Origin of the sequence: Saccharothrix luteola, assembly GCF_020859565.1 — a bacterium.
Classification (GTDB): Bacteria; Actinomycetota; Actinomycetes; order Mycobacteriales; family Pseudonocardiaceae; genus Actinosynnema; species Actinosynnema luteola.
Map to the genome: position 1 here is coordinate 60,481 of NZ_JAJHUO010000027.1, position 25,306 is coordinate 85,786.

21 protein-coding genes are annotated in these 25,306 nt (G+C 72.5%); 12 read left to right on the forward strand and 9 right to left on the reverse strand.

Annotated elements, in window-relative coordinates; all coding sequences use genetic code 11:
- Positions 1–44: 44 nt before the first annotated feature.
- Both LNK82_RS33455 and LNK82_RS33460 read right to left on the reverse strand, forming a co-directional pair.
- Complete coding sequence (locus LNK82_RS33455; RefSeq protein WP_230570910.1) at positions 45–776, reverse strand: anti-sigma factor family protein; 732 nt, start codon at positions 774–776, stop codon at positions 45–47.
- A 4-nt stretch (positions 777–780) separates the two neighbouring features.
- Positions 781–1,344, reverse strand: coding sequence for a sigma-70 family RNA polymerase sigma factor (locus tag LNK82_RS33460; protein ID WP_230570911.1), 564 nt, complete (start codon positions 1,342–1,344; stop codon positions 781–783).
- A gap of 177 nt (positions 1,345–1,521) precedes the next feature.
- Between LNK82_RS33460 and LNK82_RS33465 the strand changes: the two genes are divergently transcribed.
- From LNK82_RS33465 to LNK82_RS33500, 8 genes are all read left to right on the forward strand, one after another.
- The gene (locus tag LNK82_RS33465; RefSeq protein ID WP_230570912.1) at positions 1,522–2,100 is read left to right on the forward strand and encodes a hypothetical protein; all 579 of its coding nucleotides are present in this window, start codon (positions 1,522–1,524) and stop codon (positions 2,098–2,100) included.
- Between the two features lie 12 nt (positions 2,101–2,112).
- Complete coding sequence (locus LNK82_RS33470; protein ID WP_230570913.1) at positions 2,113–2,865, forward strand: DUF4142 domain-containing protein; 753 nt, start codon at positions 2,113–2,115, stop codon at positions 2,863–2,865.
- Positions 2,866–3,060: 195 nt separating this feature from the next.
- Complete coding sequence (locus tag LNK82_RS33475) at positions 3,061–3,900, forward strand: ferredoxin (RefSeq protein ID WP_230570914.1); 840 nt, start codon at positions 3,061–3,063, stop codon at positions 3,898–3,900.
- Positions 3,897–5,807, forward strand: coding sequence for an FAD-dependent oxidoreductase (locus tag LNK82_RS33480; RefSeq protein WP_230570915.1), 1,911 nt, complete (start codon positions 3,897–3,899; stop codon positions 5,805–5,807). The genes LNK82_RS33475 and LNK82_RS33480 overlap by 4 nt, the downstream gene beginning before the upstream one ends.
- Positions 5,808–6,131: 324 nt before the next feature.
- Complete coding sequence (locus LNK82_RS33485) at positions 6,132–6,797, forward strand: D-Ala-D-Ala carboxypeptidase family metallohydrolase (protein ID WP_230570992.1); 666 nt, start codon at positions 6,132–6,134, stop codon at positions 6,795–6,797.
- A 236-nt stretch (positions 6,798–7,033) separates the two neighbouring features.
- A complete protein-coding gene (locus LNK82_RS33490) occupies positions 7,034–11,683 on the forward strand; it encodes a serine/threonine-protein kinase (RefSeq protein WP_230570916.1) in 4,650 nt (1,549 codons plus the stop codon).
- A gap of 4 nt (positions 11,684–11,687) precedes the next feature.
- Positions 11,688–12,530, forward strand: coding sequence for a hypothetical protein (locus LNK82_RS33495; protein WP_230570917.1), 843 nt, complete (start codon positions 11,688–11,690; stop codon positions 12,528–12,530).
- A gap of 106 nt (positions 12,531–12,636) precedes the next feature.
- Positions 12,637–13,047, forward strand: a complete 411-nt coding sequence (locus LNK82_RS33500; protein WP_230570918.1) for a hypothetical protein — start codon at positions 12,637–12,639, stop codon at positions 13,045–13,047.
- Positions 13,048–13,135: 88 nt separating this feature from the next.
- Here the strand turns inward: LNK82_RS33500 and LNK82_RS33505 are convergent, their stop codons facing one another.
- Complete coding sequence (locus LNK82_RS33505) at positions 13,136–14,629, reverse strand: trypsin-like peptidase domain-containing protein (protein WP_230570919.1); 1,494 nt, start codon at positions 14,627–14,629, stop codon at positions 13,136–13,138.
- Positions 14,629–15,267, reverse strand: a complete 639-nt coding sequence (locus LNK82_RS33510) for a hypothetical protein (RefSeq protein ID WP_230570920.1) — start codon at positions 15,265–15,267, stop codon at positions 14,629–14,631. The genes LNK82_RS33505 and LNK82_RS33510 overlap by 1 nt, the downstream gene beginning before the upstream one ends.
- 119 nt (positions 15,268–15,386) lie before the next feature.
- Between LNK82_RS33510 and LNK82_RS33515 the strand changes: the two genes are divergently transcribed.
- Positions 15,387–15,845, forward strand: a complete 459-nt coding sequence (locus LNK82_RS33515; protein WP_230570921.1) for a YkvA family protein — start codon at positions 15,387–15,389, stop codon at positions 15,843–15,845.
- Between the two features lie 3 nt (positions 15,846–15,848).
- Here the strand turns inward: LNK82_RS33515 and LNK82_RS33520 are convergent, their stop codons facing one another.
- Positions 15,849–16,550: a lysophospholipid acyltransferase family protein gene (locus tag LNK82_RS33520; protein ID WP_230570993.1), complete on the reverse strand. Its 702-nt coding sequence runs from the start codon at positions 16,548–16,550 to the stop codon at positions 15,849–15,851.
- Positions 16,551–16,660: 110 nt separating this feature from the next.
- On the opposite strand from LNK82_RS33520, the gene LNK82_RS33525 reads away from it, so the two are divergent.
- The 3 genes from LNK82_RS33525 to LNK82_RS33535 are packed head-to-tail and all read left to right on the forward strand — an operon-like array spanning position 16,661 to position 19,778.
- Positions 16,661–17,851, forward strand: coding sequence for a PP2C family protein-serine/threonine phosphatase (locus LNK82_RS33525; RefSeq protein WP_230570922.1), 1,191 nt, complete (start codon positions 16,661–16,663; stop codon positions 17,849–17,851).
- Positions 17,851–19,344, forward strand: coding sequence for a sensor histidine kinase (locus LNK82_RS33530; protein ID WP_230570923.1), 1,494 nt, complete (start codon positions 17,851–17,853; stop codon positions 19,342–19,344). Before LNK82_RS33525 ends, LNK82_RS33530 begins: the two co-directional genes overlap by 1 nt.
- A complete protein-coding gene (locus LNK82_RS33535; RefSeq protein WP_230570924.1) occupies positions 19,341–19,778 on the forward strand; it encodes a response regulator in 438 nt (145 codons plus the stop codon). Before LNK82_RS33530 ends, LNK82_RS33535 begins: the two co-directional genes overlap by 4 nt.
- Before the next feature lie 46 nt (positions 19,779–19,824).
- On the opposite strand, the gene LNK82_RS33540 is transcribed toward LNK82_RS33535, so the two are convergent.
- Genes LNK82_RS33540 through mptB form a run of 4 tightly spaced genes read right to left on the reverse strand, consistent with a single transcriptional unit; the run spans position 19,825 to position 24,950 of the window.
- The gene (locus LNK82_RS33540) at positions 19,825–20,823 is read right to left on the reverse strand and encodes an MBL fold metallo-hydrolase (protein WP_230570925.1); all 999 of its coding nucleotides are present in this window, start codon (positions 20,821–20,823) and stop codon (positions 19,825–19,827) included.
- Between the two features lie 9 nt (positions 20,824–20,832).
- Positions 20,833–22,107 carry a glycosyltransferase 87 family protein gene (locus LNK82_RS33545; protein ID WP_230570926.1) on the reverse strand — a complete coding sequence of 425 codons (1,275 nt, stop codon included), beginning with the start codon at positions 22,105–22,107 and terminating at the stop codon, positions 20,833–20,835.
- Positions 22,097–23,338 carry a glycosyltransferase 87 family protein gene (locus tag LNK82_RS33550; RefSeq protein ID WP_230570927.1) on the reverse strand — a complete coding sequence of 414 codons (1,242 nt, stop codon included), beginning with the start codon at positions 23,336–23,338 and terminating at the stop codon, positions 22,097–22,099. Before LNK82_RS33550 ends, LNK82_RS33545 begins: the two co-directional genes overlap by 11 nt.
- Positions 23,331–24,950, reverse strand: coding sequence for a polyprenol phosphomannose-dependent alpha 1,6 mannosyltransferase MptB (gene mptB, locus LNK82_RS33555; protein ID WP_230570928.1), 1,620 nt, complete (start codon positions 24,948–24,950; stop codon positions 23,331–23,333). Before mptB ends, LNK82_RS33550 begins: the two co-directional genes overlap by 8 nt.
- Positions 24,951–25,306 lie beyond the last annotated feature (356 nt).

Sequence of the window (25,306 nt, forward strand, 5' to 3'; positions counted from 1 at the left end):
CGAACGTAGGACTCTCGCGATCCGAACGCAGGACACGCGCGGGGTCAGGAGGTCGGGAGGCGGACCAGGGTCGTGCCTTCCTTGGTGTCCCGCACGACGAACTCCACGATGTCGTGCCAGCGCATGCCGACGGAGGCCTGCAACGTCACCGGGTCCTTGCCGGGGCCCGTCGTCGTCACCAGCCAGGAGCCGAGGACCATCGCCTCGCCCGTGCGCGACTTCGCCACCAGCTCGCACCTGGTGGGCCCCTTGGCGCCCTTCACCTCGACCTGCACCGACGTGCCCCACGGCTCGGGGCTGGCCGAGAGCCGGGCGAACACGCCGGTCGCGGGGTCCGTGCGGGTGATGGAGCCGGACGGGTCCGGGGCGCCCTTCGCCACGTTGGACTGCTCCGGCACCGACGGCGTGGAGGAGGTGGCGACCGAGTCGGACGGTGCGGCGACGTACACCGACACGACCGCGGTCAGCACGACGAGCAGCGTCGCGGCGGCGGCGGCCAGCAGCGCGACGTTGCGGCGCTTGCGCGCCCTGGTTTCCGAGACCGAGTCGAGCATCGCGCGCACCGAACGGCCGTCGGGCCGCTCCCCCGCGTTGGCGCGCAGCATGCCGTTGGCGTCGGCCTCGTCGAGCAGATCGGGCAGTTCGGCGAAATCGCGCAGGTCGAGCGCACATCGACGGCATTGGGCGAGGTGGTTCTCGAACGCGTCGACCTCGTCCTCGTCGAGGACACCGAGGACGTACGCCGCCACGTCGACGTGGAACGGCTGCGAAGTCACCTGTTCAGCCCCGATCCTGCAATGCACGTCGCAGGGCGCGAAGCGCGTAGTACACCCTGGACTTCACCGTGCCGGGCGGTACCCCGAGCACCGCCGCGGCTTCCCCGACCGTTCGATCTCTCAAGTATGTCTCGAGAATAGCCTCCCGGTGTTCCTCCGTCAGTCCGTTCATCGCTTCGGCTACGACTATGGCCGCCAGCGTGCGGTCCGCTTCGTCCCGCTGCGGGGCCTCGTCGGACGGCGTCAACTCCGACTCCTGCGGTCGGACGCTCCGCTTGCGACGGTCGTCGATGACCAGCCGCCGGGCGACGGTGAACAGCCAGGAGCGCAGCAGGACGGGGTCCCGCTCCAGCTTCTCGGCGTTGCGCCACGCCCGCACGAGCGTCTCCTGGACGATGTCCTCTGCCCACTGCCGGTCGCTGCCGGTCAACCTCATGGCATGCCCGAGCAGCGCGCTGCCGAACTCCTGGTAGAGCCTGCGGATCAGCTCGTCTTCCAGACTCAAGTCCGGCCAACTGCGATCTCTCTGGGGGGAAGTGCTGCGTCTGTGCCGCGCCACGCCGAGCATCCAAGCGCGCCGAGGGCTTCCGCGTCGAGGGTTCGGCCACAAAAAAAGTCGTCGATTTGTTCGTGAACCGTCATCGCATCGTGTCCGTACTCCACGGTATCCGCTTCGAAGGCTCGGACCGGCCCACCGGTCTGCTAGCCCTTTCGGCGGACCCGCCGGCAGGAGAAAGGACCAACGATGCGAAGTCGACGTTCCCGGAAGGCGTTGCTGCTGGTTCCGGCAGCCGCGGCGTTGATGCTGGTCAGCGCCTGTGGCGCGACCGGTGTCGACAACGTGGCGAGCCAGAACCCCGCGAACGGCGCCGGTTCCGGTTCGACGACTCTCCAACAGCAGCCGGAATTCGGCAAGGAGCCGCACCAGATGCTCTCGGCGACCGAGTCGAAGCAGGTGGGGTGGTTCGTCGCGGACGCGGGCGGCTTCGCGCTGTACCGCTACGACAAGGACACCGCGAAACCGCCGAAGTCCAATTGCGACGCCGAGTGCCTGAAGAACTGGCCACCGGTGCTGGTCAGCGACCACACGATGACCTCCGGCGTCGACCCGACGCTGGTCGGCTCGGTGGCCCGCGCGGACGGCAGGAAGCAGGTCACGCTGGCCGGTTGGCCGCTGTACCGGTACGCGGGCGACAAGAAGGCGGGCGACCTGACCGGGCAGGGCAAGGGCGGCACGTGGTTCGCGGTGACGCCCGAGGGCAAGAAGGCGCAGGCGAACGACGGCGCGGCGCCCGGCCAACCGTCCACCGGCGACGGCTACTAGGACGAGAAACCCATGTCAGCCAAGCGTTTCGCGGCGGTCGCGCTGGCCCTGCACCTGCTGTTGATGCCCGCGTTGCCCGGTGTCGCGCACGCCGACGACCCGCCGGGCGCGGGTCCGGTGGAGCAGACGCCACTGGGCCCGATCACCGCGCAGGACAAGGAACTCCTGGTCAAGGTGCGGCTCGCGGGCCTGTGGGAGATGCCCATGGGCGAGGAGGCGCAGAGCCGCGCGGCCAGCACCCGCGTCAAGGAGGTCGGCGCGCAGCTCGCGAGCGACCACACGTTCCTCGACGAGCGGGTGGTGCGGCTGGCGTCCCAGATGGGCGTCGCGCTGCCGGACGAGGCCAACGCCGACCAGCAGTCGTGGATGGCGGAGATGCGCGCGCGCACCGGCGCGGCGTTCGACGACTCGTTCGCCAACCGGCTGCGCGCCGCGCACGGTTCGATCTTCCCGGCCATCGCCACCGTCCGGGCGACCACGCGCAACGAGGCGATCCGGCAGTTCGCCCAGGTGTGCAACCAGATCGTGCTCAAGCACATGACCTTGTTGGAGAGCACCAACATGGTCACCGACATGGGCCTGTCCAAACCCGTGGCCGCCGGCGCCGCGCCCGGGAACGCGGTGACCGCCGACCCGGTGCGTGCCGCGGCGCAGCTGCCGGCGGGCGGCCCGAGCGCCCTCTCCGTGCTCCTCATGTGCCTCGTGGGCGCGGTCGTGACGATCGGGATCCTGCGCCTGCTCCGGCCGCGCAACACCGTCAAGTGAAAGGAGGTGGTGGCCGACCGACACCACAACGCGTCTCCCACCGCGGAGAAACTCCCACACCCTCGAACCCGCCCGGCAGGTCGTGACCACTCCTGCGCGGCCGGCCGGGCGGGTCGGCCCCAGCGGGGCCGGCCACGGGTCGGCCCTCTCCCACCGCCTGCGAGTTCTCTCCCGCCATCTCGGAGGTAAAGACCAGTGCTCACCCAGGTCCCGCTGCTGATCGCCCAGGCGACCGGCGGCGACCACGACGCCGGAGTGCGCCACGTGGCGCAGATCTCGGCCCGCCTGGCCTACGCGACCATGTGCGCCACCCTGTGCTGGGGCGTGCTGATCGCCACGGGCTGGGCCAACAAGATCTCCGGCAGACAGGGGTTGCGCAACAGCCACATGGTGCTGGCGACGATGGCCCTCACGTTCGGGTCGCTGCACGCCTTCGCGTTCACCCTGTTGCAGCTCGGCGCTTTCTCGTACTTGAAGCTCCTGGTGCCGTTCTACGACGGCGGCCTGCTCCGGCACGCCCTCGGCATCCTCGGCCTGGAGATCATGCTGACCCTCGCGATCACCGCGGGCCTGCGCAAGAAGATCTACTACCGCAAGTGGCTGCGGCTGCACCAGCTGGCCTACGTCGCGGTCGCCGTCACCGTGGTGCACTCCTGGTTCGGCGCGATCGCGAACGGCAACCTGGCCGTGCTGTGGTTGGCCGGCCTCACGATCCTGGTGCCGACGGCGACCATCGCGATCGCCCGCTTCCTGCCGCCGGACTGGCTGGTGAAGCTGGGCATGCTGGAGCCGGAGCCCGGTTTCGAGCCCGAGCCGGACGGCGCGGGCGGCAGCGCGTTGGACATCAGCGTCGACAACGAGCGCTGCCACCGCTACGGCATCTGCCAGGCCGAGGCGCCGGGGCTGTTCCAGCTCGTCGACGACGAGCGCCTGCGCTACGAGCGCAGGCCACCACCCGAGCAGTTCGCGAAGGCGCGGGCCGCCGCGCGCGCCTGTCCGATGCGCGCGATCGAGCTGCGGGAGCGTGTGCGGTGAAGAACGAGGAACGCGTCGTCATCGCGGGCGGCGGGTTGGCCGGCCTGCGCGCGGGCGAGCGGTTGCGCGAGCTCGGCTTCCGCGGCGAGATCGTCATCGTGAGCGCGGAGCGGCACCTGCCCTACCACCGGCCCGCGCTGTCCAAGGAGGCCATCAACGGCGAGCTGGTCGCCTCCGACCTGCGGCTGACCATCAGCCGCGAGCTGAACGCGGTGTGGCGGCTGGGCACCGCGGCGACCCACCTGGAGCCGGACCGGCGCGTGGTGGGCCTGCCCGGCGGCGAGGAGCTGGGGTACGACGGGCTTATCATCGCGACCGGCGTCGAGCCGCGCCACCTCGCGGGCGCGCCGCGCCAGGACCCGCGCATCCACGTGCTGCGGACCGTGGACGACGCGATCGCGATCAAGCAGGCGATCAACTCGACGCAGGGGCTGGTCGTGGTGATCGGCGGCGGCCTCATCGGCTGCGAGATGGCCGCGTCGGTGAAGTCGATGGGCCGGGACGTGGCCATCGTGAGCCGGTCGTCCACGCTGCTGGGCAGCGCGGTCGGCAAGAACATCGCCGACACGGTCACCGAGGCGCACCGGGTGCGCGGTGTCCGGATGGCGATGGGCGTGAAGATCCGGCACTGGGTGCGCCAGGCGGGCGGGGTGGCGATCCACCTGTCCGACGGGCAGGTGTTCTTCGCCGCGGTCGTGGTGATCGCGGTGGGCGCCTCGCCGTCGATCGCCTGGCTGCGCGGGTCGGGTCTGGTGCTGGAGGACGGTGTGCTGTGCGACCCCACGTGCCACGTGGTCGGCGGGTCCGACATCGTGGCCGCGGGTGATGTCGCGCGGTGGCCGAACCTCCGGTTCGGAGGGCAACCGCGTCGGGTGGAGCACTGGCTCAACGCGGTGGAAATGGGGCGGGCGGCCGCGGAGAACCTGTTGGCGGGCAGGGACGATTCGCGGCCGTTCACCCCTGTTCCCCGGTTCTGGACCGAGCAGTACGGGATGCGCATCCAGGGGTCGGGCCTGCCCGCGATGGGCACGGACACCACGACGTTGGCGGGATCGCAGAAGGACCACCGGACCATCACCGGGTTCGTCAACGACGGGCGCCTGGTCGGGATGGTCGGGTTGGACGCGCCGACGGCGATGATCAAGCTGTCGACGGAGCTGTGGCGGCAGAACCGGGTGACCGCGAGCGGGCCGCGGCGCCGCCCGCCGCAGCACGTGCAACCGGACGCCGCGCCGCCGACCCTGTCGCAGAACGCGTCGCAGGCGGTGTCGCAGAACGCGCCACCGCCCGTGCCGCCGAGGGAGACCCCGGTGCCGACGGCCGGACCGATGGCCTCACCGGCCCGGCACGAGGAGTCGGTGCGGCTCGAAGCGCCCCGTACGGAATCGGCGCATTTCCAAGCGCCACGCACGGAGTCCGTGCGCTTCGAAGCGCCACGCACCGAGTCGGTCCGGTTCGAGGCGCCACGCAGCGAGTCCGTCCACTTCGAAGCGCCACGCGCGGAGTCCGTGCACTTCGAAGCGCCACGCGCCAGACCGGAGCGGGCCAAGCGGACGCGGTCGGAGCAGTCGATGCGGTTCGAGGCCGTGCGGTCCGAGGCGCTGCGCCTCGAGAACGCGCTGCTCCAGGAGGCGGTCCGAGCCGAGGCCGCGCGCTCGAACTCGGCACGCGCCGAACCGGTGCGATCGGACTCCGCGCGTTCGGATTCCGCGCGATCGGATTCCGTGCGCTCCGAGCCCGGCCCGGCCCGCACGCAGTTCTCGGACCCGGTCGAGCTGGCCAGGGTGCCGCGGCAGCAGCAGGAGTCCCAGCCGTTGCCGCTGCCGCCCTCGCACGCCCCGGTCGTGCGCTCACGCGGGCAGAGCCGGTCGCTGGCCCGCACCGGCCCGAAGGCGAGACCACGGTGATCCGCCGGCGGCGGTGTGCGGTCGGCCGGCTTCGCGGCCCCGAAGGCACTTGCGGCGCGCGGTGGCGGTGGGACGGTCGGAGTCGGCGCGCAACCACCTCGTCACGTCTACGGTGACCGGGCCGAGGGGCGGGAGCGCGCCCGCGTGACCAGTCGTTCACAAACTGTTCTCGTGGTGTGAAATATTCAGACATCCGGGACAGATTGACGCAAGTTTACCTCTCCGACAGGCTCCAGTCCCGTCCCCCAACCCGGTCTGGAGGTCCCTGTGCTCCGACTAGTGTCCTACCTGGCGTCGTTAGCGCTCGTCGCCGTGGTTCTCGTGATGGGTGGTGGCACGGCGCAAGCCGACGGCTGCTACACGTGGAACCGAACCCTGTCCCAGGGCGCGTCCGGCGAGGACGTGCGGCAGCTGCAGATCCGGCTGTCCGGCTACCCCGGCTACGGCGCCGTGCTCGGCCTCGACGGCGAGTTCGGCCCGGCGACGCGGTCGGCCCTCGTGCGCTTCCAGCAGGCTTACGGCCTGGCGGCGGACGGGGTGGCGGGTAGCGCGACCTACTCGCGGATCTACTCGCTGCAGGACGACGACTGCACGCCGATCAACTTCTCCTACGCGGAGTTGAACAACTGCAACTCCACCTGGTCGGGCGGCGCCGTGTCCGCCGCGACGGCGAAGGCCAACGCGCTGGTGTCGATGTGGAAGTTGCAGGCGATGCGGCACGCGCTGGGTGACCAGGCGATCCGGGTCACCAGCGGGTTCCGCAGCGTCGCGTGCAACAACGCGGTCGGTGGCGCGTCCAACTCGCGGCACCTGTACGGCGACGCGGTGGACCTGGGCTCGGGTCCGCACTCGCTGTGCCGCTTGGCGCAGCAGGCCCGCAACCACGGGTTCAACGGCATCCTCGGCCCGGGCTACCCGGGTCACGGCGACCACACGCACGTCGACCACCGGAGCAGCCGCTTCTGGTCGGCCTCGTCCTGCGGCATCTGACCGATCCTCCAGGACGCCGCACCGGCCGCGCGCTGGTCCACCCCTCGACCCGCGGGCGCCGAGCTCCGGGTCCCGCCGGCGCCAACCCCTTCGCCCGGCGGGATCCGCTGAAGCACCGCGGGCCGCGGCCGGGACTCCACACCCCGTCCGCGGTCCGCGGTGCGCTACCCGCGTTCGCCCGATGGCAGCGCCGGCACGGCCCAGTAAGGTTTGGGCGGGCGAGACGAGGGGGCGCTATGGGGGCGCGGTCCGGATCGGCGGACTTCGGGCGGTACGAGATCCGCGAGCTGCTCGGGCAGGGCGGCATGGGCGTGGTGCACCGCGCCTACGACACCGTCCACGACCGGGTCGTCGCGCTGAAGCGGCTCTCCGCCGCCGCGACCGATCACGAATACCGGGCCCGGTTCCAGCGCGAGTCGCGCATCGCCGCCGGGCTCAGCCACCCGAACGTCATCCCGGTCAACGACTTCGGCGAGGTCGACGGCCACCTCTTCCTCGACATGATGCTGGTCGAGGGCACGGACCTGCGGCGCGCGATGGGCGCAGGCGGTGTCGACCCGGTACGGGCGCTGAAGGTCCTCGGCCAGGTCGCCGCCGCGTTGGACGCGGCCAACGGGCGCGGCCTGGTCCACCGGGACGTGAAGCCGTCCAACATCCTGATCGCCGCCGACGACCACGCGTACCTGGCCGACTTCGGCATCGCCCGGGAGACCTCGCCGGAGGCCACCGCCCTGACCCGGTCGGGCGACCTGATCGGCTCGTGGGACTACATGGCGCCGGAACGCCTGTCCGGCGGCGCGGTCGACGGCCGCTCGGACCAGTACTCCCTGGCGTGCGTGCTGTTCGAGTGCCTGACCGGCCGCCTGCCGCACCCGGCCGCCGACCCGGCCGCGAAGGTCGCCGCCCACCTGTTGCAGCCCCCGCCCGCTCCTTCGGTGTTCAGCCCGACCGTCAGCCCCGCCTTGGACGCCGTGGTGCTGCGCGGTCTGGCGAAGGACCCGGCGCGGCGGTTCGAGTCGGCGACGGCGCTGATCGCGGCGGCGGAGGCGGCGGCGTTCGGCGGCGACACCGAGCACGCCGCCCGGCCGACCTCGCCCGGCCCGGCCGAGGACCAGGACCGGCTGGTGCGCGCGATCCTCCGCTCCACCACCAGGCCGCGCCCGTCGCGCCCACAGCCGGCGGCCACCCCGTACCCGGGCCTGAGCGGGTTCGAACAGTCCGACGCCGACCTGTTCCACGGCCGCTCGCACGTCGTCACAGAGCTGCTGGTCCGCCTGGCCGAGCAGGTCCGCGGCGGTGAGCCGGTGGTGCTGGTCGGCGCGTCGGGCGCGGGCAAGTCCTCCGTGCTCAAGGCCGGCCTGCTGCCCGCGCTGGCCGGTGACGGCGACGAGACCTGGCCGCAGGTCGTGCTGACGCCGGGGGTGGACCCGGTCGGCAACCTGGCCGCCGCCATGGCCGCGCGCACAGCGGCCGGCCCCGGTGGCGGCGGGGCAGTCGGCATCGCAGGCGGCCCGGCAATCGGCATGGCCGGCGGCCCGTTAGTCGGCCCGGCTGGCGGCCCGGCAGTCGGCATCGCAGCCGGCCCGGTAGTCGGCATGAATGGCGGCGCGGCAGTCGGCATGAGTGGCGGTCCGGCGGGCGGTATGGAGGGAAGCCCGGTTGGCGGCGCGGTAGTCGGCGCGGTCGGCGGATCGGCGGTCGGTGCCACTGCTGGTGCGGCGCAGTGGGCGCGGCTGATCCGGGAGTCCCCCGGCCGGTTCGGTGAGTGGTGCGCCGGCGCGAAGCGGCCGGTGATCGTGGTCGACCAGTTCGAAGAGGTGTTCAACGCGCCGGAGGCGGACCGGTTGGCGTTCGCCGCCGCGTTGACCGCGGCCCGCCCGGCGCTCGTCGTGCTGGCCGTCCGGGCGGACCTGCTCGACCGGTGCATCGAGTTGGCGCCGCTGCGGCCCGCGCTGGCGGCACCCGTGCTGCTCGGCCCGTTGGACGCGACCGGGCTGCGGCAGGCGATCGTCAGCCCCGCCAAGGACTTCGGCGTGGAGGTGGAGCCCGGCCTGCCGGAGCGGATGATCGCCGACCTCGGCGTGCGCGGCGAGATCGGCTACGACCCCGGCGCGCTGCCCCGGTTGGCGCACGCGCTGCGCGAGTCGTGGCTGCACCGCGACGGACCGGTGCTGACGCTGGCCGCCTACCGCCGCGCGGGCGGTATCGACGGCGCGGTGTCGCGCACCGCCGAGGAGATCCACTCGGCCCTGGACCCGGTGGGGCGGCAGGCGTTGCGGACGATCCTGCTGCGGCTGGTCGCGGTGCTCGACGACGGCGCGGTGGTCCGGCGGCGGGTCGACCCGCGGGAGTTCGCCGCGCAGCGGCACGTGCTGGACCGGTTGATCGCGGCACGGCTGGTGACCGTGGACGGCTCGGGCGCGCGGCTGAGCCACGAGGCGCTGTTCACCGCGTGGCCGAGGCTTCGCGACTGGATCGAGGAGGACCGCGCGGGTCTCGTGCAGCACCGCCGGTTCACCGACTCGGTCCGGGCGTGGGTCGAGTCCGGGCAGCACGACGACGACCTGTACCGGGGCGTGCGGCTGGCGTCGCTGACCACGTGGCTGGAGTCGGCGCGGGACCGGGTGCGGTTGCAGCCGGTGGAGCAGGACTTCCTGGCCCGGTCGACGGCGGCCGAGCACGCCGGGCAGCTGGCGGCCCGCAAGCGCACGAACCGGTTGCGCGGCCTGGTGGCGGCGTTGAGCCTGCTGCTCGTGGTCGCGTCGGTGGCGGTCGTCGTGGCGACCCGCCTGCAGCAGTCGGCGCAAGCCGAACGGGACCGGGCGGACACCGGGCGGCAGCAGAACCTGTCCCGGCAGTTGGCCGCGGAGTCGGCGTTGGCCAGGACGGTGGACCCGCGGCGGGCGGCGTTGGCCGCGTTCGGCGCGTGGCGGGCCAGCCCGACCGTGGAGGGGCGCAGCGCGCTGCTCTCCGCGACCACCGACGCCTACCGCGGCCGGATGACCGGGCACGTCGGCGCGATCAACGCGCTCGCGGTCAGCGGCGACGGGAAGGTCGCGGCGTCCGGCGGCCGGGACGGCACCCTGCGGCTGTGGGACGTGCCCTCGCGCCGGGAGCTGGCCGTGCTGGACGACAAGGGCGGCTGGTACCGGACGGTGTCGATGAGCGCCGACGGGCGGCTGCTGGCCACCGCCGACCCGGACGCCACGAAGGTCGAGCTGTGGGACGTGCCGGCGCGCAAGAGGATCTTCACCGTGCCGGGCCGGGCGGTGGACACGGCGCTCTCCCCGGACGGCGGCACGCTCGTCGCCTACACCGATCGCGGTGTGGTCCTGTGGGAGACGGCGGGGTTCACCGAACGGGCGGTGTTCGCCGCGGAGCCCTCGATCCGGATGGTGTTCCTGCCGGACCCCGGGCTGGTCGCGCTGACCCACGGCAACGACGTCGCGGTGCACCGGGCGGCCGACGGCGCGCTGGTCGCGAAGCTGACCGGGCACACCGGCGAGGTGAGCGCGCTGGCGTTCGCGCCGGGCGGCGGCCTGCTGGCCAGCACGGGGATGGACGCGACGGTCCGGTTGTGGGACACCACGACGTGGACGACGCGCCGGACGTTCAGCGCGCCCGAGGTGGGGTTGAGCTCGGTCGCGTTCACGCCGTCCGGCTCGGCCGTGGTGGCGGGCGCGGTGGGCTCGAGCGTCTACTCGTGGGACCTGGCGACCGGCGACCTGCTGACCCAGTACGCGGCCGGCTCGGTGACCACGTTCGCGGTCGTCATGACCGCGGACGGCCGCACCCTGCTCAGCTCCGACTCCACCGGCGTGATCACGGTCTGGTCCTACCAGCGCACGACGTTGGGCCCGCGCGACGCCGTCCTGCTCGGCACGGCGTTCCAGCCCGGTGGCGACCTGCTGGCCACCACCAGCGGCAACGGCGTGGTGCGGCTGTGGGACCACCGGAACTCGCGGTTGGCCCACGAGCTGAAAGCCCACGGAGACGACGCCTACGACGTCGCCTTCAGCCCGGACGGCTCCGAGCTCGTCACCGTGGACGAGAGCGGCCTGCTCGTGGTGTGGAAGGCGGCGACGGGCGCGGAGGCGCGCCGGTTCTCCCGGCCCGGCACGGAGTTCACCTCGGCCAGGTTCAGCCCGGACGGCCGCACGATCGCCGTCACGGGCCGCACCCCGACCGGGTCGAAGGAGGACCGCGACGAAGTGCTCCTGCTCGACGCCGCCGACCTGGAGCTGGTCAACCGCCGGGCGACGACCCCGGAGCCGCGCAACACCCCGGTCAACGGGGTGGAGCCCAACTACCCCACCGGCATCTCGTTCCACCCGAACGGCCGCACGCTCGCGGTGACGTTGTCGGGCGGCCGGATCGGCCTGTGGGACCTCGTGGACCCCGGCACGGAGTGGACCGTCCTGCCCGGCCACGACGGCGTCGCGATCGACGTCGAGTTCAGCCCGGACGGCTCCGTGCTGGCCACGGGGGGCGGTGACCGGCTGGTGAAGCTGTGGCGGGTCAAGGACGGCGTCGAGGTCGGCGTGCTCACCGGCAACGACGCGCCGGTGCGCCGGGTGGCGTGGAGCCCGGACGGCAGGATGCTGGCGACCGCGAGCCAGGACACCGTGGTGCGCCTGTGGGAGGTCGACGGTGCGCGGCAGCTGGCGCGGCTGGACCGGCACGGCGCCGAGCTGAACGACCTGGCGTTCGACCCGAGCGGTGAGCTCATCGCGTCGGTCGGCGCGGACGGCACCGCCCGGCTCTGGGACCTCGTGCCGGACCGGGCGGTCGAGGTGCTGTGCGGGTTGCTCGACCGCGAGTCGCTGGCCGAGGAGTGGCGCGCGCTCGGACCGGACCGGGGCGACCCGCCCGGTTGCCCGGAGTAGCGCCGTGCCGAGGGTGGTGGTGCGTGGCGCGGGCCTGGCGTCGGTGGCGCTGGGGCCGGGCGAGTCGCTGCTGTTCGGACGTGCGCCGCACGGCGTCGTCGGGCCGGCCCGGCCGGGGCGGGTGGTGGTCGCGCTGCCGGACTGCGCGCCGCACGTGTCGCGGCTGGTCGGCGAGCTGGCGGTCGGCGTGGACGTGGTGTCGTTGACGTGGCTCGGCGCGGGCGAGGCGCAGCTGTCCAGCCTGTTCGACGCGCCGGGCGGGGCGCGGCGGGTGATCCTGACCCGGTCGGCGACGGCGTTGCTGGACGTCGGCGAGAACCAGCTGGTGCTGCTGCTGGGCCGGCGCGGCGACCGCGACGGGTTCGCCGACCTCCAGCTGACCATCGACGTGGAGCACGTGCCGGTGGCGTCGGAGGTGGCGTTCGGGTCGGCCGGCGGCGACACGCAGACCGGTCCCGGGCTGGTGCGGGGCGGGCGGGACTGGTTCGTCGCGCTGGCGCTGTGCGAACCGTGGTTGGTCGGCGCGGACGACTACCCGCGGCCACCGTCGAACCGGGAGATCTTCGAACGGGTCCGCGAGTGGCACGGCTACACCTGGAACCTGCACCGGCCGCAGCGCGTGGACGACGCGATCCGGGCGATCTCGGCGATCGCGTTCGGCGCGGCGGACGACCCGTTCCTGGCCGCGCACGCGGGCCGGCTGCAGAACACCAGGTTCGCCGTCGCCCGCCGCGCCGCCGAGGTCCGCCTGGTGACCGCCGCCGACCTCGCCGAGGTGCAGCGGACGGCCAGGAACCGGAAACTTCCACCCCCGCCGTCCTCGCCCGGCCACCCGCCTGCTCCGTAACGTCACCGGTCAGGGGCGCCGGACGGGTCGCCCCACTCCTCACGGCACCCGACCGGTCCCGCTCGCGGCGACCGGGGTCGTGCCGTACCCGGAAAGGACCGCCGCCATGGTGCAGCACGATTCCCCCGATTCGCCGATCACCGCCCGCCACCCCGAGCCGCGCGCCAGGAAGGGCGGCGGGATCATCGCGCTGCTGGTGCTGATGACGCTCGCCAACGCCTTCACCCTGGTCGTCGCCGTCGTGGGTTGGGTGGACGAGGTGGACCACGGCGCGGAGTGGGGCGACGACTCGTTGCAGTTCGTCGTCTTCGTCGCGTTCGCGAGCCTGGTCGCCGTCATCGCGCTGGTCGGCGCGTGGTTCACCCGCAAGTGGGGTCCTCGGCTGTACGTGCTGACGAGCGGGTTCAGCCTGCTGTTCGGCCTGCTCGTCTCGGGTGGCGCCGGGTTCTCACCCCTGTCGCTGGTCTCCATCGGCCTCGCGGTCGGGCTGTGGCTGCACGCCGAGAGCAAGTGGTGACAACGGGAGGCGCGGGGGGGGGGGGGGGCCCCGCGGGGCCCCCCCCCCCCCCCCTCCGCTGCACCCGCGCACGCCGAAGGCGCTCAGGTCAGGACCGCGGTGTGGTGGGCTCGTCCTCGTCCCGCCGCTCGACCTTCGCGGTCTCCGCTTCGCCGTCCACCGGCGGCTCGGGAGCAGGCAGAACGGCAGGCCGAACGGCGGTCTGAGCGGCCGACGACCGGACGGTGGGCGACTCGGCGATCGGGTGAACCGTCGGCGACTCGGCGATCGGCGCAACGGTCGGCGGCTGAACGGTCGGCGGGACGACCGGGGCGGCCTGCGCCGGGATGCCGAACGGCGGGGTGTCCACATCGGACACCACCGGCGGCACCGAACCCAGCGGCACCGGGCCGGGGGGCGACAGCCGACGCCTGCGGGTCAGCGCGATCGCCGTGCCCGCCGTCGCCGTGGCCACCGCGACACCTCCGCAGAGCACCGCGAACCCGATCAGCAGCGACGAACCCGCACCGGCCGACCCACCGCGGTCGACCGCGAGCCGCCGGTACTCCGTCGCCTGCAGGTGACCGGGCGAGGCGGCCAGCACGTCGTCGAAACCCTCCACCGCGCCGTCGAAGTCGTCCGCGAAGTAGCGGTCCAGCGCGGCCCGGTAGTCGCGGTCGTGCGCACCGGGTTCGGCCTTCACCTCCTTGCCCGCCAGCACGTCCAGCAACGTCGACGACGCGGCGGCGAAGTTGAACGACTGCGTCTCCCCCGGCGAGCCCTGGCTCACCAGGCCCACGACCCGGCCGTCCATGTCGACCACCGGCCCGCCGCTCATGCCCTGCGTAGCCGCCGCGCTGAACTCGTAGAACGGCCGGTCGTTCTGCGTCCGGCGAGCCGACACCTGGCCGTTCTTGTTGCTCGGCTCCAGGCTCGGGTCGACCGCCGCGCCCGCCGAACCGGGGTAGCCGATGGCCAGGATCGGCGTGCCGACCGCCGTCTGGTCGGTCCGGATCTCCAACGACGGCAGGTTCTCGCGCGGCACCTTCAGCACCGCCACGTCACCCTCGGTCGGCGCGACGAGGTCGACCACGGTGGCGGGCGCGACGTCCCGGATCGGGCCGTCGCCGGTGGCCTCCATCCGCTCGACCTGGATCGCGCGGTCGACCGGGCGGTCCGGGTCCGCGCCCTCGGCGACGGCGTGCTCGGCCAACTGAGCCTTCGCGGTGGCCCGGTCCACGACCCGGCCGACCGCCGCCAGATCCACGATCGCCGCGTCGAACAACGCGCCGGCGCCACCCTGCGGTCCGGTGTGGACGCAGTGGCTGGCGGTGGCCACGTGCCCGTCCGGGCTGATCACCACCCCGCTGCACGTCGACTTGACGACGTAGCCGTTCGCGCCGCCGAACACCTCGCCGGTGCGCTTGTCCCGCACCCACCCGTGCCACTCCACGGTGATGAGCACGATCGCCGGCCTGGCGATGGCCGCGGCCAACTCCTCCGGGCTCGACGGCTGGGCGACGGCGACGGCAGCGGGAGCGGGAACAGCAGCGGGAGCGGCCGTGAGGGCCAGCAACGCCGCCGCGACGAAGACCGCGCGCATCAGCCGTACACCCCGAACCCGGCGGTCCGCGCCCACACCGACCGGTACCCGCGGGAGTTGCTCTCCACGAGCTGAGTGCCCTGGCAGGCGTAGTCGTCCACCTCGTGCCGCACCTGTTCCGACGGGATCGTCTGGGTCTCCACCAGACCGCGCTGGTCGTAGTAGGCCCACGTGAACTCGGCCTTGGTCTGGGTGCCGTAGGTGATGGCCTTGTCGGTGGCGGTCCAGGTGAACTCGATGATCCCGTTGCCGACGAGCCGCAGCGCGTTGCCCTGGTACGTGCCGTGGAACACCACGTTGTCCATCCGCTCGGTCCCGGTGCCGTCCGGCCGGAACTCGTACGCCCGCCCGCTGGTGACCATCGGGAGCGGGTCCACGCCGTTGTAGAACTTGACCATCACCTGCTCCTCCACCGTGCGCCACGAGCCGATCAGGCACAACGGCGGCCCGACGGGGCGGGTGGTGTCGGCGCGGGCGGTGGGCGAGGCACGTCCGGCCACCACCGGCGCGGCCTGCCGCGGCCGGTCGTCCGCGAGGACGACGGCGGTCAACCCGCCGGCCGCCAGGACCGCGCACGCGGCGACGACGAACAGCACCACGACGACCGATCGCGCCGGTAACCGGGGGGAATCGCTCACCGGGCCATCGTATTGACCGACCCGCCCGGGCCGTGAGCCGGTTGATCCGGAAGTTTCCGCGCCGTGACCCGACGCCCGCTCCACCCGCGCGCACGCCGCAGCGCCACTACGATGACCGTGTGATCTTCCTCAGCGTGGTCCTCACCCTGCTCGGGCTGAGCACACTGCTGTGGCGTGACGACGAGCTGCTCGGCCTGCCGCCCGTCGCCGCGGGCTCCGGCCTGGTCGTGCTCGGCGTGGCGGCCGGCGTGCTGTGGGCCGTGCGCAGGCGCCGCCGGTGGGAGCGCAACGGCGAGCCCCGCCCGGTCGGCAACGTCATCGACCGGGCCAAGGCCCTGCCCCGGCTGCTGCGCGAGCGCAAGGCCTACGGCCTGCCGACCACCACGATGGCCACGTGGGCGTTCGCCGTGCTCTACCTCGTATCACCGGTCGACCTGCTGCCCGAACTGCTGCCGCTGATCGGCGTGACCGACGACGCGGGCGTGGCGGTCTGGCTGCTCACCAGCGTGTCCACCGTCACGGGCCAGTACCTGCGGTGGGAACGCGAGCGCTCGGGCAAGGCCAAGAAGACCCGCTGAGGATCACGGGCCCGCCGGTGACGGCAGCTCGCGCACACCGCTCAGCAGCGTCGTCACGGCGGCCATGATCCGCGCGGTCGCCTCGTCCAGCACGGCCTTGGTCGGCTCCAGCCCGTACAGGTCGGACAGGTCGACCTCCGCGCCCGCCACCACGGACACCTTCCGCCACGGCCGCGGCACGAACTTCCCCGGCGGCAGCAGCTCCCGGGTGCCCCACTGCGCCACCGGCACGACCGGCGTGCGGGTCGTCAACGCCAGCCGCGCGACGCCGTTCTTGCCGCGCATGGGCCAGCCGTCGGGGTCGTTGGTGAACGTGCCCTCGGGGTAGACGATCACGCACTCACCCTCGTCCAACGACGTGCGCGCGCTGTCCAGCGCCTGGCCCGCGCGCACGCTGGCGCGGTCGACCGGGATGTGCCGCCCGGACGACATCACCCACCCGAGCACCGGCGCCTTCCACAGGCTCGCCTTGGCCAGGTACCGGGGCACCCGGCCGGAGGCGAGCGCGAACGCGGTCAACGTCACCGGGTCGGCGAAGGACAGGTGGTTGGAGGCCAGCAGCACCGCGCCCTCGCGCGGGATGTTGGTCCGGCCCGCCATCCGCATCCGCACGAAGAGCACCACCAGCGGCCACAGCACGTCAATGGCCACGGAGTACCAGAAACCCCGGCCCCGCCGGGGCAGGCGGGTCGTCAGCGCCACCATCTGGGAGAACGTCACCCCAGGATCTTCGGTCATGGCCACGGGCGCCGTCACCGCGCCCCACCGCACCGCCGTCACCCCGTTCTGATCGAGTTCGACTAATCTCCTCCCCCGTGGCAGGGCTCCCCGCACCGCGGACCGCGGTGAACCGGATCAACGTGCTCCTCGTGGAAGACGACGAGGGCGACGCCGTGCTGGTCGAAGCCCTGCTGGACGAGGTCGAGGCGGACGTCGCGCTGCACCGGGCGCGGACGCTGCGGGAAGCGGAGGGCCTGTTGGCCAAGGCGGACTGCGTGCTGCTCGACCTCGGCCTGCCGGACACGACCGGGCTCGACGGCCTGACCAGGCTGCTCGCCCACCCGGCGCCGGTGGCGATCATCGTGCTCACCGGCCTCAACGACGAGCACCAGGGCACCCAGGCGGTGGCCCAGGGCGCGGAGGACTACCTGGTCAAGGGCCAGGTGGACGGCGTGGGCCTGGCCCGCAGCATCCGCTACGCGGTCGGCCGCAAGCGGGTCGAGGAGACCCAGCGCCAACTGCGCGACGAGCAGCTGCTGGCGGCGGAGAAGACCCGCCTGGAACGCGGCCTGCTGCCGTCGCCGATCATCGACGGCAACGACATCGGCTGGGAGGTCAGCTACCGCCCCGGCGGCAGCCGGATGCTGCTGGGCGGCGACTTCTACGACGCCGTGCGCACCTCCGACGGCACGCTCCAGCTGCTGATAGGCGACGTGTGCGGGCACGGCCCGGACGAGGCCGCGATCGGCGTGTTCCTGCGCATCGCCTGGCGGGCGCTGGTGCTGGCGGGCCAGGAGCCGTCCCGGGTGCTGCGCACGCTGCACGAGATCCTGGAGCACGAACGCCACCAGCCCGGCCTCTTCACCACGGCCTGCATGGTGACGATCTCGCCGGACCGCCGGTGGGCGCGGGTCTACCTGGCCGGGCACCCCGAACCGATGCTGCTGGTCGGCGACCGGGTGGTGGAGCTGCCGCGCGACCGGGCCGGGCTGCCGCTGGGCGTGCTGCCGGACAGCACGTGGAGCGGGCTCGACGTGCCGCTGCCGCCGGGGTGGACGATGCTGCTCTACACCGACGGCCTGGTCGAGGGCCGCGTGCACGGCGACACCGAGCGGTTGGGCTCGGAGCGGCTGATCGACCTGATCGGCGAGATCACCAGGGAGCGGCCGGACTGGACGCGCACGCCGGCTACGCTGCTGGACGACCTCATCAGCCGGGTGAAGGAACTCAACGGCGGGGAGCTGGACGACGACATGGCCGTGCTGCTGATCTCGGACCGCGACTGATGGACTACCGCACCCGCTGGCCCGCGAGCAAGCTCCTGATCGCGGCGGTCGTCGTCCTGGTCGTGGTCTGCGCCGGCGCCATCGGCAGCCTCCTGGTCGCGCTGAACGCCCTCACCGACGCCCGCACCGAGCTGCTGGAGCGGATCGACCCGGCCGGCCGCGAGGTGCTCGAGATGCAGACCGCGCTGGTCAACCAGGAGACCGGTGTGCGCGGGTACGTGCTCACCGCCAACCGGAACTTCCTCTCCCCCTACACCGAGGGCAGCGAGGCGGAGCTGGCGGCCGTGGAATCCGCCCGCGCGCTCCTGTCGGGCGTGCGGCCCGACCTGGTCCGCGAGTTGGAGGAGGTCGAGCGGCTGGCGACCGACTGGCGGCAGAGCTACGCCGACCCGCTGGTCGACCTGGTGTACGTGTCGGGCATCCCGCAGACCACGCTGGCCGAGCCCGAGCGCGGCAAGGTGTTGTTCGACCGGGCGCGCACGGCGACGGCGGCGTTGAAGACGAGGGTCGAGGAGGCGTCCGCCGCGTCCCGGGACAACGTGACGACCATGGCCGGGCGGGCGAACTGGCTGGTCGTCGGGCTGGGCGTGCTGCTGGTGCTGATCATCGCCGGGGTGGCGGTGATGCTGTACCGGATCGTGATCGCACCGTTGACGGGACTGGCGGCGGACGTGCGGCAGGTGTCGTCGGGTGACTTCGCGCACCCGGTCGAGGCGGGCGGGCCCCGGGAGACGGTGATGCTCGGCCAGGACGTCGAGACCATGCGGGTGCGCATCCTGTCCGACCTGGAGGAGCTGCGGCGGTCGAACTCGGAGCTGGAGCAGTTCGCCTACGTCGCCTCGCACGACCTGCAGGAGCCGTTGCGCAAGGTGGCGAGCTTCTGCCAGCTGCTGGAGCGGCGGTACTCGGGCGAGCTCGACGAGCGCGGCGAGCAGTACCTGCGGTTCGCCGTGGACGGCGCGAAGCGGATGCAGGTGCTGATCAACGACCTGCTGGCGTTCTCCCGGGTCGGCAGGCTCACCCGCGAGCTGACCCTGGTGGACTGCGACGAGCTGGTCGCCCAGGTGCTGGACAACTACTCCGACCTCGTGGAGCGGACCGGGGCGACGGTCGAGGTGGCGGACCTGCCGACGGTGCGCGGCGAGGAGTCGCTGCTCGGCGGGGTGTTCGGCAACCTGATCAGCAACGCCCTGAAGTTCCACGGCGACGAGCCGCCGCACGTGCGCGTGGACGTGGACCGGACGGGCGCGTTCTGGACGTTCACCATCAGCGATCAGGGCATCGGCATCGACCCCGAGTACGCTGAGCGGATCTTCGTGATCTTCCAGCGCCTGCACCACAAGGACGACTACCCCGGCACCGGTATCGGGCTGGCGATGTGCCGGAAGATCGTGGAGTACCACGGTGGCACGATCTGGCTGGACACCAGCGAAGGCCGGACCGGGACCACCTTCAAGTTCACGCTGCCGGCAGTAGAGGACGACGAGCAATGAGCAACCCGCTGAACGTGATCGACGTCCTGTTGGTGGAAGACGACCCCGGCGACGCCCTGATGACGCAGGAGGCGTTCGAGCACCACAAGATCCGCAACCAGCTGCACGTGGTGCGCGACGGCGTGGAAGCGCTGGAGTTCCTGCGCCGCCAGGGCCCGTACGAGGACGCGCCGCGACCGGGGCTGATCCTGCTCGACCTGAACCTGCCGAAGATGGACGGCCGCGAGGTGCTGGCCGAGATCAAGGCGGACGCGACGCTGCGGCCCATCCCGGTGGTGGTGCTGACCACGTCGGAGGCGGAGGAGGACATCCTGCGCAGCTACAACCTGCACGCCAACGCCTACGTCACCAAGCCGGTCGACTTCGACCGGTTCATCGAGGTCGTCCGCCAGATCGACGACTTCTTCGTGACCGTCGTGAAGCTGCCCCGCTAGCGCCGGCAGGCAGCCCGGAGGACGCGCACGGCCTCGTCGGCGGACTTCAGCCGACCGCGTACCGCACCACGCCGTCGTCCTCGTCGGCCGTCAGCAGGCCGCGGTGGACCAGCACGTCGAGGTGCGCGGCCGTCTCGCCGGTGGCCAGCACCTGGTTGAACAGGTCGAGCTCGGCGAACCGCCGACCGCGCCTGGTCCAGCCGAGCTTGCTCGCGGTCTCGAAGGCGGTGCCGGTGCCCGCGCGCACGGCGTCCAGCGTGGCCGTGAGCCGGTCTTCGTGGTGGGCGAGCAGTTCGTCCACCCTGGCGTGGCTCGACTCGGTGACGGGCCCGTGGGCGGGCAGCAACCGCAGGTCCGGGTAGTCGCGGACGAGGCGCAGCGAGTCGAGGTAGTCGCCGAGCGGCAGCGCGGGCCGGGCGGGCTCGAAGCCGATCGACGGCGTGATGTGCGGCAGCACGTGATCGCCGGCGAACAGCAGCGACGACTCGACGTCGACGAACACCACGTGCCCGCGGGTGTGGCCGGGCGTCGGCAGGACGCGCAGCACCCGCTTCTCCAGGGCCAGGTCGCTCTCGCGGAGCCACTCGTCGGGCTCCTCGTAGTCGCGCAGCTCGGCCTCGCCGATCGACTCGACCACGGCACGCCACCGCTCGGCCAGGTGCGGCGCGCCCCACGTGGCCAGGTCGCGGTAACCGTCCCGGCGCCGACCGATGACCTTGGCCAGCGACGGCTGCTCCCCCGCGCCGAGCGCGATCTTGGTGCCGAACCGGCGGCGCAGGGCCACGGCCATCGTGTAGTGGTCGCGGTGCACGTGCGTGACCAGGAAGCGGCGGACGTCCTCGAAACCGCGCCCGAGCTCGCCCAGCGCCGATTCCAGCGCCGTCTCGCCCGCGTCGAGGGCCCAGCCGGAGTCGATCAGGACCAGGCCGTCACCGTCGTCGATCGCGTACACGTTGACGGTGTGCAGCCCGTCGTTGGGCAGGGGCAGCGGTATGCGGTAGACACCGGGCGCGACCTCGAAGACTCCGGGTTCGGTCCACTCCATCCCCGGATCCTACTTGCCGGTAACCTCGACTCGGTCCGCCGGCGGCGCGTCCGCCGGTCCGCGCCGCGCCACGGCCTTCACCACGAACGGGATCACGGCCAGCGTGAGCAGCGCCAACGCCGGGTAGGCCCACCCGATCGCGGACAGGTAGCCGGGCCTCGGGATGGTCCAGATGGTGGGCTGCCGGTCGAGCTGGAAGGCGATCACGTCCCAGAACATGATCGGGCACCACAGGACCAGCAGCACGCCACGCGCCCACGGCGCGATCCTGGTGTGCACCAGCCAGATCAGCAGCGGCGCGATCCACACCCAGTGGTGGTCCCACGAGATCGGCGAGAGCAGCAGGCCGAGGACCTGCACGACCAGCACGCCGATCAGCACGTCACCCGCCCGCACCGCGGCGCGCAGCGCGAACCCGGCGAGCACGGCCGACACCACCACCGCGAGCACCCACGGCCACGTCATCTCGACGTCGTAGCCGAGCGTCCGCGACAACGCGCCGCGCAACGACTGGTTGTGCGCGGTGGCGATCGGGCCGACCCGGTCGGCCGCGCCGAGCAGCTCGAACCAGTAGTGCTTGGCCTGCGCGGGGTTCACCAGGAAGCCGAGGCCGACGCTCACCGCGAACGCGACGATCGACCACACCGCCGCCGCGAACCTGCGCGTGACCAGGTAGTACAGCCCGGAGATGGCCGGCACGAGCTTCACGCCCGCCGCCAGGCCGATCCCGATGCCCGCGAGCCGCGAGTCCCGGGCCGTCATCGCGCCCAGCACCACCGCCGCCAGCAGCAGGTTGACCTGCCCGAAGTCGAACGTGTGCACCACGGGCTGCATCCACAGCAGCACGGCGGTCCACAGCAGCGCCCGACGCCGCCACAACGCCGCGTCCGCCGTCCAGCCGTCGCCTGCCACGAAGCGCAGGGCGACGCGCACCATCCAGTACAGGCACAGCCCGGACAGCAGCCGCAGCGCCCACTGCGCGGCGACCCACGGCAGCCACGTCATCGGCAGGAACACCAGCGCGCCGAACGGCGGGTAGGTGAACGGCAGCGGGAAGTCGGGCGGCGAGTTCGGCGAGGTGACGTCGTAGAGGTCGCCGGAGAGCACGTGCGGCGCCAGCGCCCAGTACACGTACAGGTCGATCGTCTCGTTGCCGAACCCGGTGACGATCGTCCAGCCGCGGCCCAGCACGGACACCACCAGCAGCAGCGGCGCGGCGACCAGCAGCCACCGCTCCGCGTTCACGAGCACGCGCACCGCGGGCGAGGTCGGTTCAGGTGACACTGGGCTCGACCTTCGACGTCGTGGTGATCGGCGTGCCGGCCGGGTCGCGGCGCTCGGCGCGCAGCGCCGTCGGCATCACCGCGAGGGTGATCAGCCCGAGCAGCGGGTAGCACCAGCCCAGCGCGGCCAGCGGCCACGGCCGGGGGATCTCCCAGATGGTCGGCTGCTGGTCGATCAGGAAGGTGATCAGGTCCGCGCCGGTCACCACGACCCACGCGGCGGCGACCGCCAGCACGGGCCACGTGCGGCGCGCGCCGTAGACGGCCCACAGCACCAGCGGGATCACCCACACCCAGTGGTGGCTCCACGAGATCGGCGACAGGAGCAGCCCGAACAGCTGCACGGCGACCACGGTGGCCAACGCGTCCCCGGCCTTCACCGCGGCACGCAGCGCGAACCCGGCCAGCACGGCCGACACCACCACCGCGAGCACCCACGGCCACGTCATCTCGACGTCGTAGCCGAGCGTCCGCGACAACGCGCCGCGCAACGACTGGTTGATCGCGGACCCGACCGGGCCGACCCGGTCCGCCGCGCCGAGCAGCTCGAACCAGTAGCGCCACGAGTCGGCGGCCGAGGCGGCGAAGCCGACGGCGACGGTGAACGCGAAGCCGACCGCCGTCCACACCGCGGCCTTGAACCGGCGCGTCACCAGGAAGTACAGCACCGAGATCGCCGGGGTGAGCTTCAGCCCCGCCGCGACGCCGACGCCGACGCCCGCCACCAGGTGCCGGGTGGCGACCATGGCGGCGAAGGTGCCGGCGATCAGCACCAGGTTGATCTGCCCGAAGTCGAGCGTCTTGCGCACCGGCTCGCACCACAGAGCCAGCGCGGTCCACAGCAGCGCCCGGCGCGACCAGGTGGCGTCGAACCGCTGCTCCGACCTGGCGGCGACCAGCGCCAGCGCCGTGCGGACCAGCCACCAGAGGCAGACCAGGGACAGCACCTGCCACGCGATCCGCGCGGCCACCCAGGGCAGCCAGGACAGCGGGAGGAACAGCACGGCCGCGAACGGCGGGTAGGTGAACGGCAGCGGGAAGTCCGCCGTGAACGGCATGTCGATCGTGTAGAGCTGATCGGTGAGCAGGTTCGGCGCCAGGCTCCAGTAGACCTTGAGGTCGATCATCCCCCAGCCGCTCGGCACGCCCAAGCGCCAGAAGTACCAGCCCAGCGACAAGCACAACACCAGCGGCGCGAACCTCAGCACCCGCTGCTCGACCCGTTCAACCACCCGTGCTCCCACGCTGCTTCCCGGCCCCGTCGCGCTCGTCCGCCACGTCGTCGTCCTCGACGCCGGGCGGCGCCTGCTCGATGACGGGCGGCGGCGCCTGCTCGACGACGCGCGGCGGCACCTGCTCGACGATCCGCGTCGGATGGTCCGCCTCGCTCGACCGGGCCCGCAGCTCGCTCAGCAGCGACCACACGGGCCGGCGCTCCAGCAACGACCGGCCGACCCACACGCCGATCAGGACGGTGACGGCCAGGTAGGACCACCACACGACGGGGTTCGCCGAACCATAGTGCCAGCGCGCGACGATCGTGCCGTCGGGGAGCGTGATGAGGACCATCCAGACCGAGAAGCCCGCGGCGAACGCGAGCCACCGGTCCTTCCAGGCGAACGCGGCGGCGAGCGCCAAGACCCAGGTGAAGTACCACGGGAGCACGGACGGCGCGAGCACCGAAGCGGCGAGCAGGGCGATCGCGGCCCGCCGCACGGCGTCCACACCGCCCGCCCGGGCGAGCCACCACTGGCGGACCAGCACGGCGGCGAGGAGGTACACGCCCGCAGACCGGAAGAAGCCGAGGAAGCCCTCGTAGGTCGCGCCCGGGATGTGCCTGCCGACCGAGTAGTAGAGCAGCTCCGCGACGGCGCAGGGCAGCGACATCCAGGTCAGCAGCGGCGTCTGGCTCTGGAGCACGTTGACCCAGCCGAGGTCGACCCCGGCGATGATCGTGGACAGCGCGAAGACGCCCGCGAACGTGATGCCGCCCACCGCGCACGCCTGGAAGAACCGCTGGCGAGCCGGGCCGGACATCCGCGCCACCCAGACCCAGATGAGGAACGGGATCACCAGCACCGCCGTGGCCTTGACCGCGGTCGCCAGGGCGATCACCGCGATGCCGCGCACGTGCTTGCCGTCCAGCACCATCAGCACGCCGACCGCCATCAGGCCGACCATCAGGATGTCGTTGTGCGCGCCACCGATGCCGACGGCGATCACGAACGGGTTCGCGGCGGTCAGCCACAGCGCCACCGACGTGCGCCCGCCGAGGTGCCGGACCAGTCCGGGCATCGCCCAGGCGAGCATCGCCAGCCCGCTGAGCACGGCGAGCCGCATGAGGACCGCGCCGATGATGACGTTGTCGCCCGTGATCGCGACCACGGCCTTGGCCACCAGGAGGAACAGCGGCCCGTACGGCGACGGCGTGTTCTGCCACAGCGACGCCACGTTGCCGCCCAGCGACAAGGGCAGCACGGACGCGCCGTTGGTGTAGGGGTCGAACCCGTGCAGCGCCACCGCGCCCTGGGCCAGGTAGCTGTAGACGTCCCGGCTGTACAGCGACGGGCCGATGAGCAGGGGGGCGGTCCAGACGGCGGCGGCCAGCACCACGCCGCGCCCGTCGACCTGGCCGGCGCGCACCATCCGGCCGAGCCGGACCCAGGAGTAGACCAGCAGCGCCACGCCGACGAACACCACGGCGGTGGCGAGGTCGCGGCCGTGGCCGTACCGCACCGCGTTGAGGATCGTGCCGGTCAGCAGCGGGTCCCGGCGGAGCACCGCGCCCGCGCCGACGCCGCCGAGCGCGATCAGCAGCCCGCCGAGCGCGCCGAGCCTCAGCACCCGGGGTGGAACCTGCCGGAGCACTACCGACCACGTGCCCGTCCGACGGGTCGGGCCGTCCGTCCGTGCGCCACTTCCGCTCACCTCAGCGGTCACAGCCAGGCCCACCTCATCGGTCTCGTGATCGGTCCTCGTCCCCGTCGACCGCATCTGCTGTCGACGACATCACCATCATGGCGGGGATCAAAGACGAGTGAGGCCACGATCAGTAATGTTGACACGATCAGCTACCACTGTTGACCAGAAGCCGCCTACTTAGCCGTGTTGTTACCCCCCTTTGTGATGATTCACACCAAGAAGCAACCCTGGCGGGGTATGCGCTGGTGAGCCGGTTCCACTATGCGTACGCGCGCGTC

Bases quoted from the DNA above. Each gene is read 5' to 3' on its own strand.
- LNK82_RS33460 (WP_230570911.1), bottom strand. From the start codon at position 1,344: ATGCTCGGCGTGGCGCGGCACAGACGCAGCACTTCCCCCCAGAGAGAT.
- LNK82_RS33465 (WP_230570912.1), top strand. From the start codon at position 1,522: ATGCGAAGTCGACGTTCCCGGAAGGCGTTGCTGCTGGTTCCGGCAGCC.
- LNK82_RS33470 (WP_230570913.1), top strand. From the start codon at position 2,113: ATGTCAGCCAAGCGTTTCGCGGCGGTCGCGCTGGCCCTGCACCTGCTG.
- LNK82_RS33485 (WP_230570992.1), top strand. From the start codon at position 6,132: ATGGGTGGTGGCACGGCGCAAGCCGACGGCTGCTACACGTGGAACCGA.
- LNK82_RS33490 (WP_230570916.1), top strand. From the start codon at position 7,034: ATGGGGGCGCGGTCCGGATCGGCGGACTTCGGGCGGTACGAGATCCGC.
- LNK82_RS33500 (WP_230570918.1), top strand. From the start codon at position 12,637: ATGGTGCAGCACGATTCCCCCGATTCGCCGATCACCGCCCGCCACCCC.
- LNK82_RS33505 (WP_230570919.1), bottom strand. From the start codon at position 14,629: ATGCGCGCGGTCTTCGTCGCGGCGGCGTTGCTGGCCCTCACGGCCGCT.
- LNK82_RS33520 (WP_230570993.1), bottom strand. From the start codon at position 16,550: ATGGTGGCGCTGACGACCCGCCTGCCCCGGCGGGGCCGGGGTTTCTGG.
- LNK82_RS33530 (WP_230570923.1), top strand. From the start codon at position 17,851: ATGGACTACCGCACCCGCTGGCCCGCGAGCAAGCTCCTGATCGCGGCG.
- LNK82_RS33535 (WP_230570924.1), top strand. From the start codon at position 19,341: ATGAGCAACCCGCTGAACGTGATCGACGTCCTGTTGGTGGAAGACGAC.
- LNK82_RS33540 (WP_230570925.1), bottom strand. From the start codon at position 20,823: ATGGAGTGGACCGAACCCGGAGTCTTCGAGGTCGCGCCCGGTGTCTAC.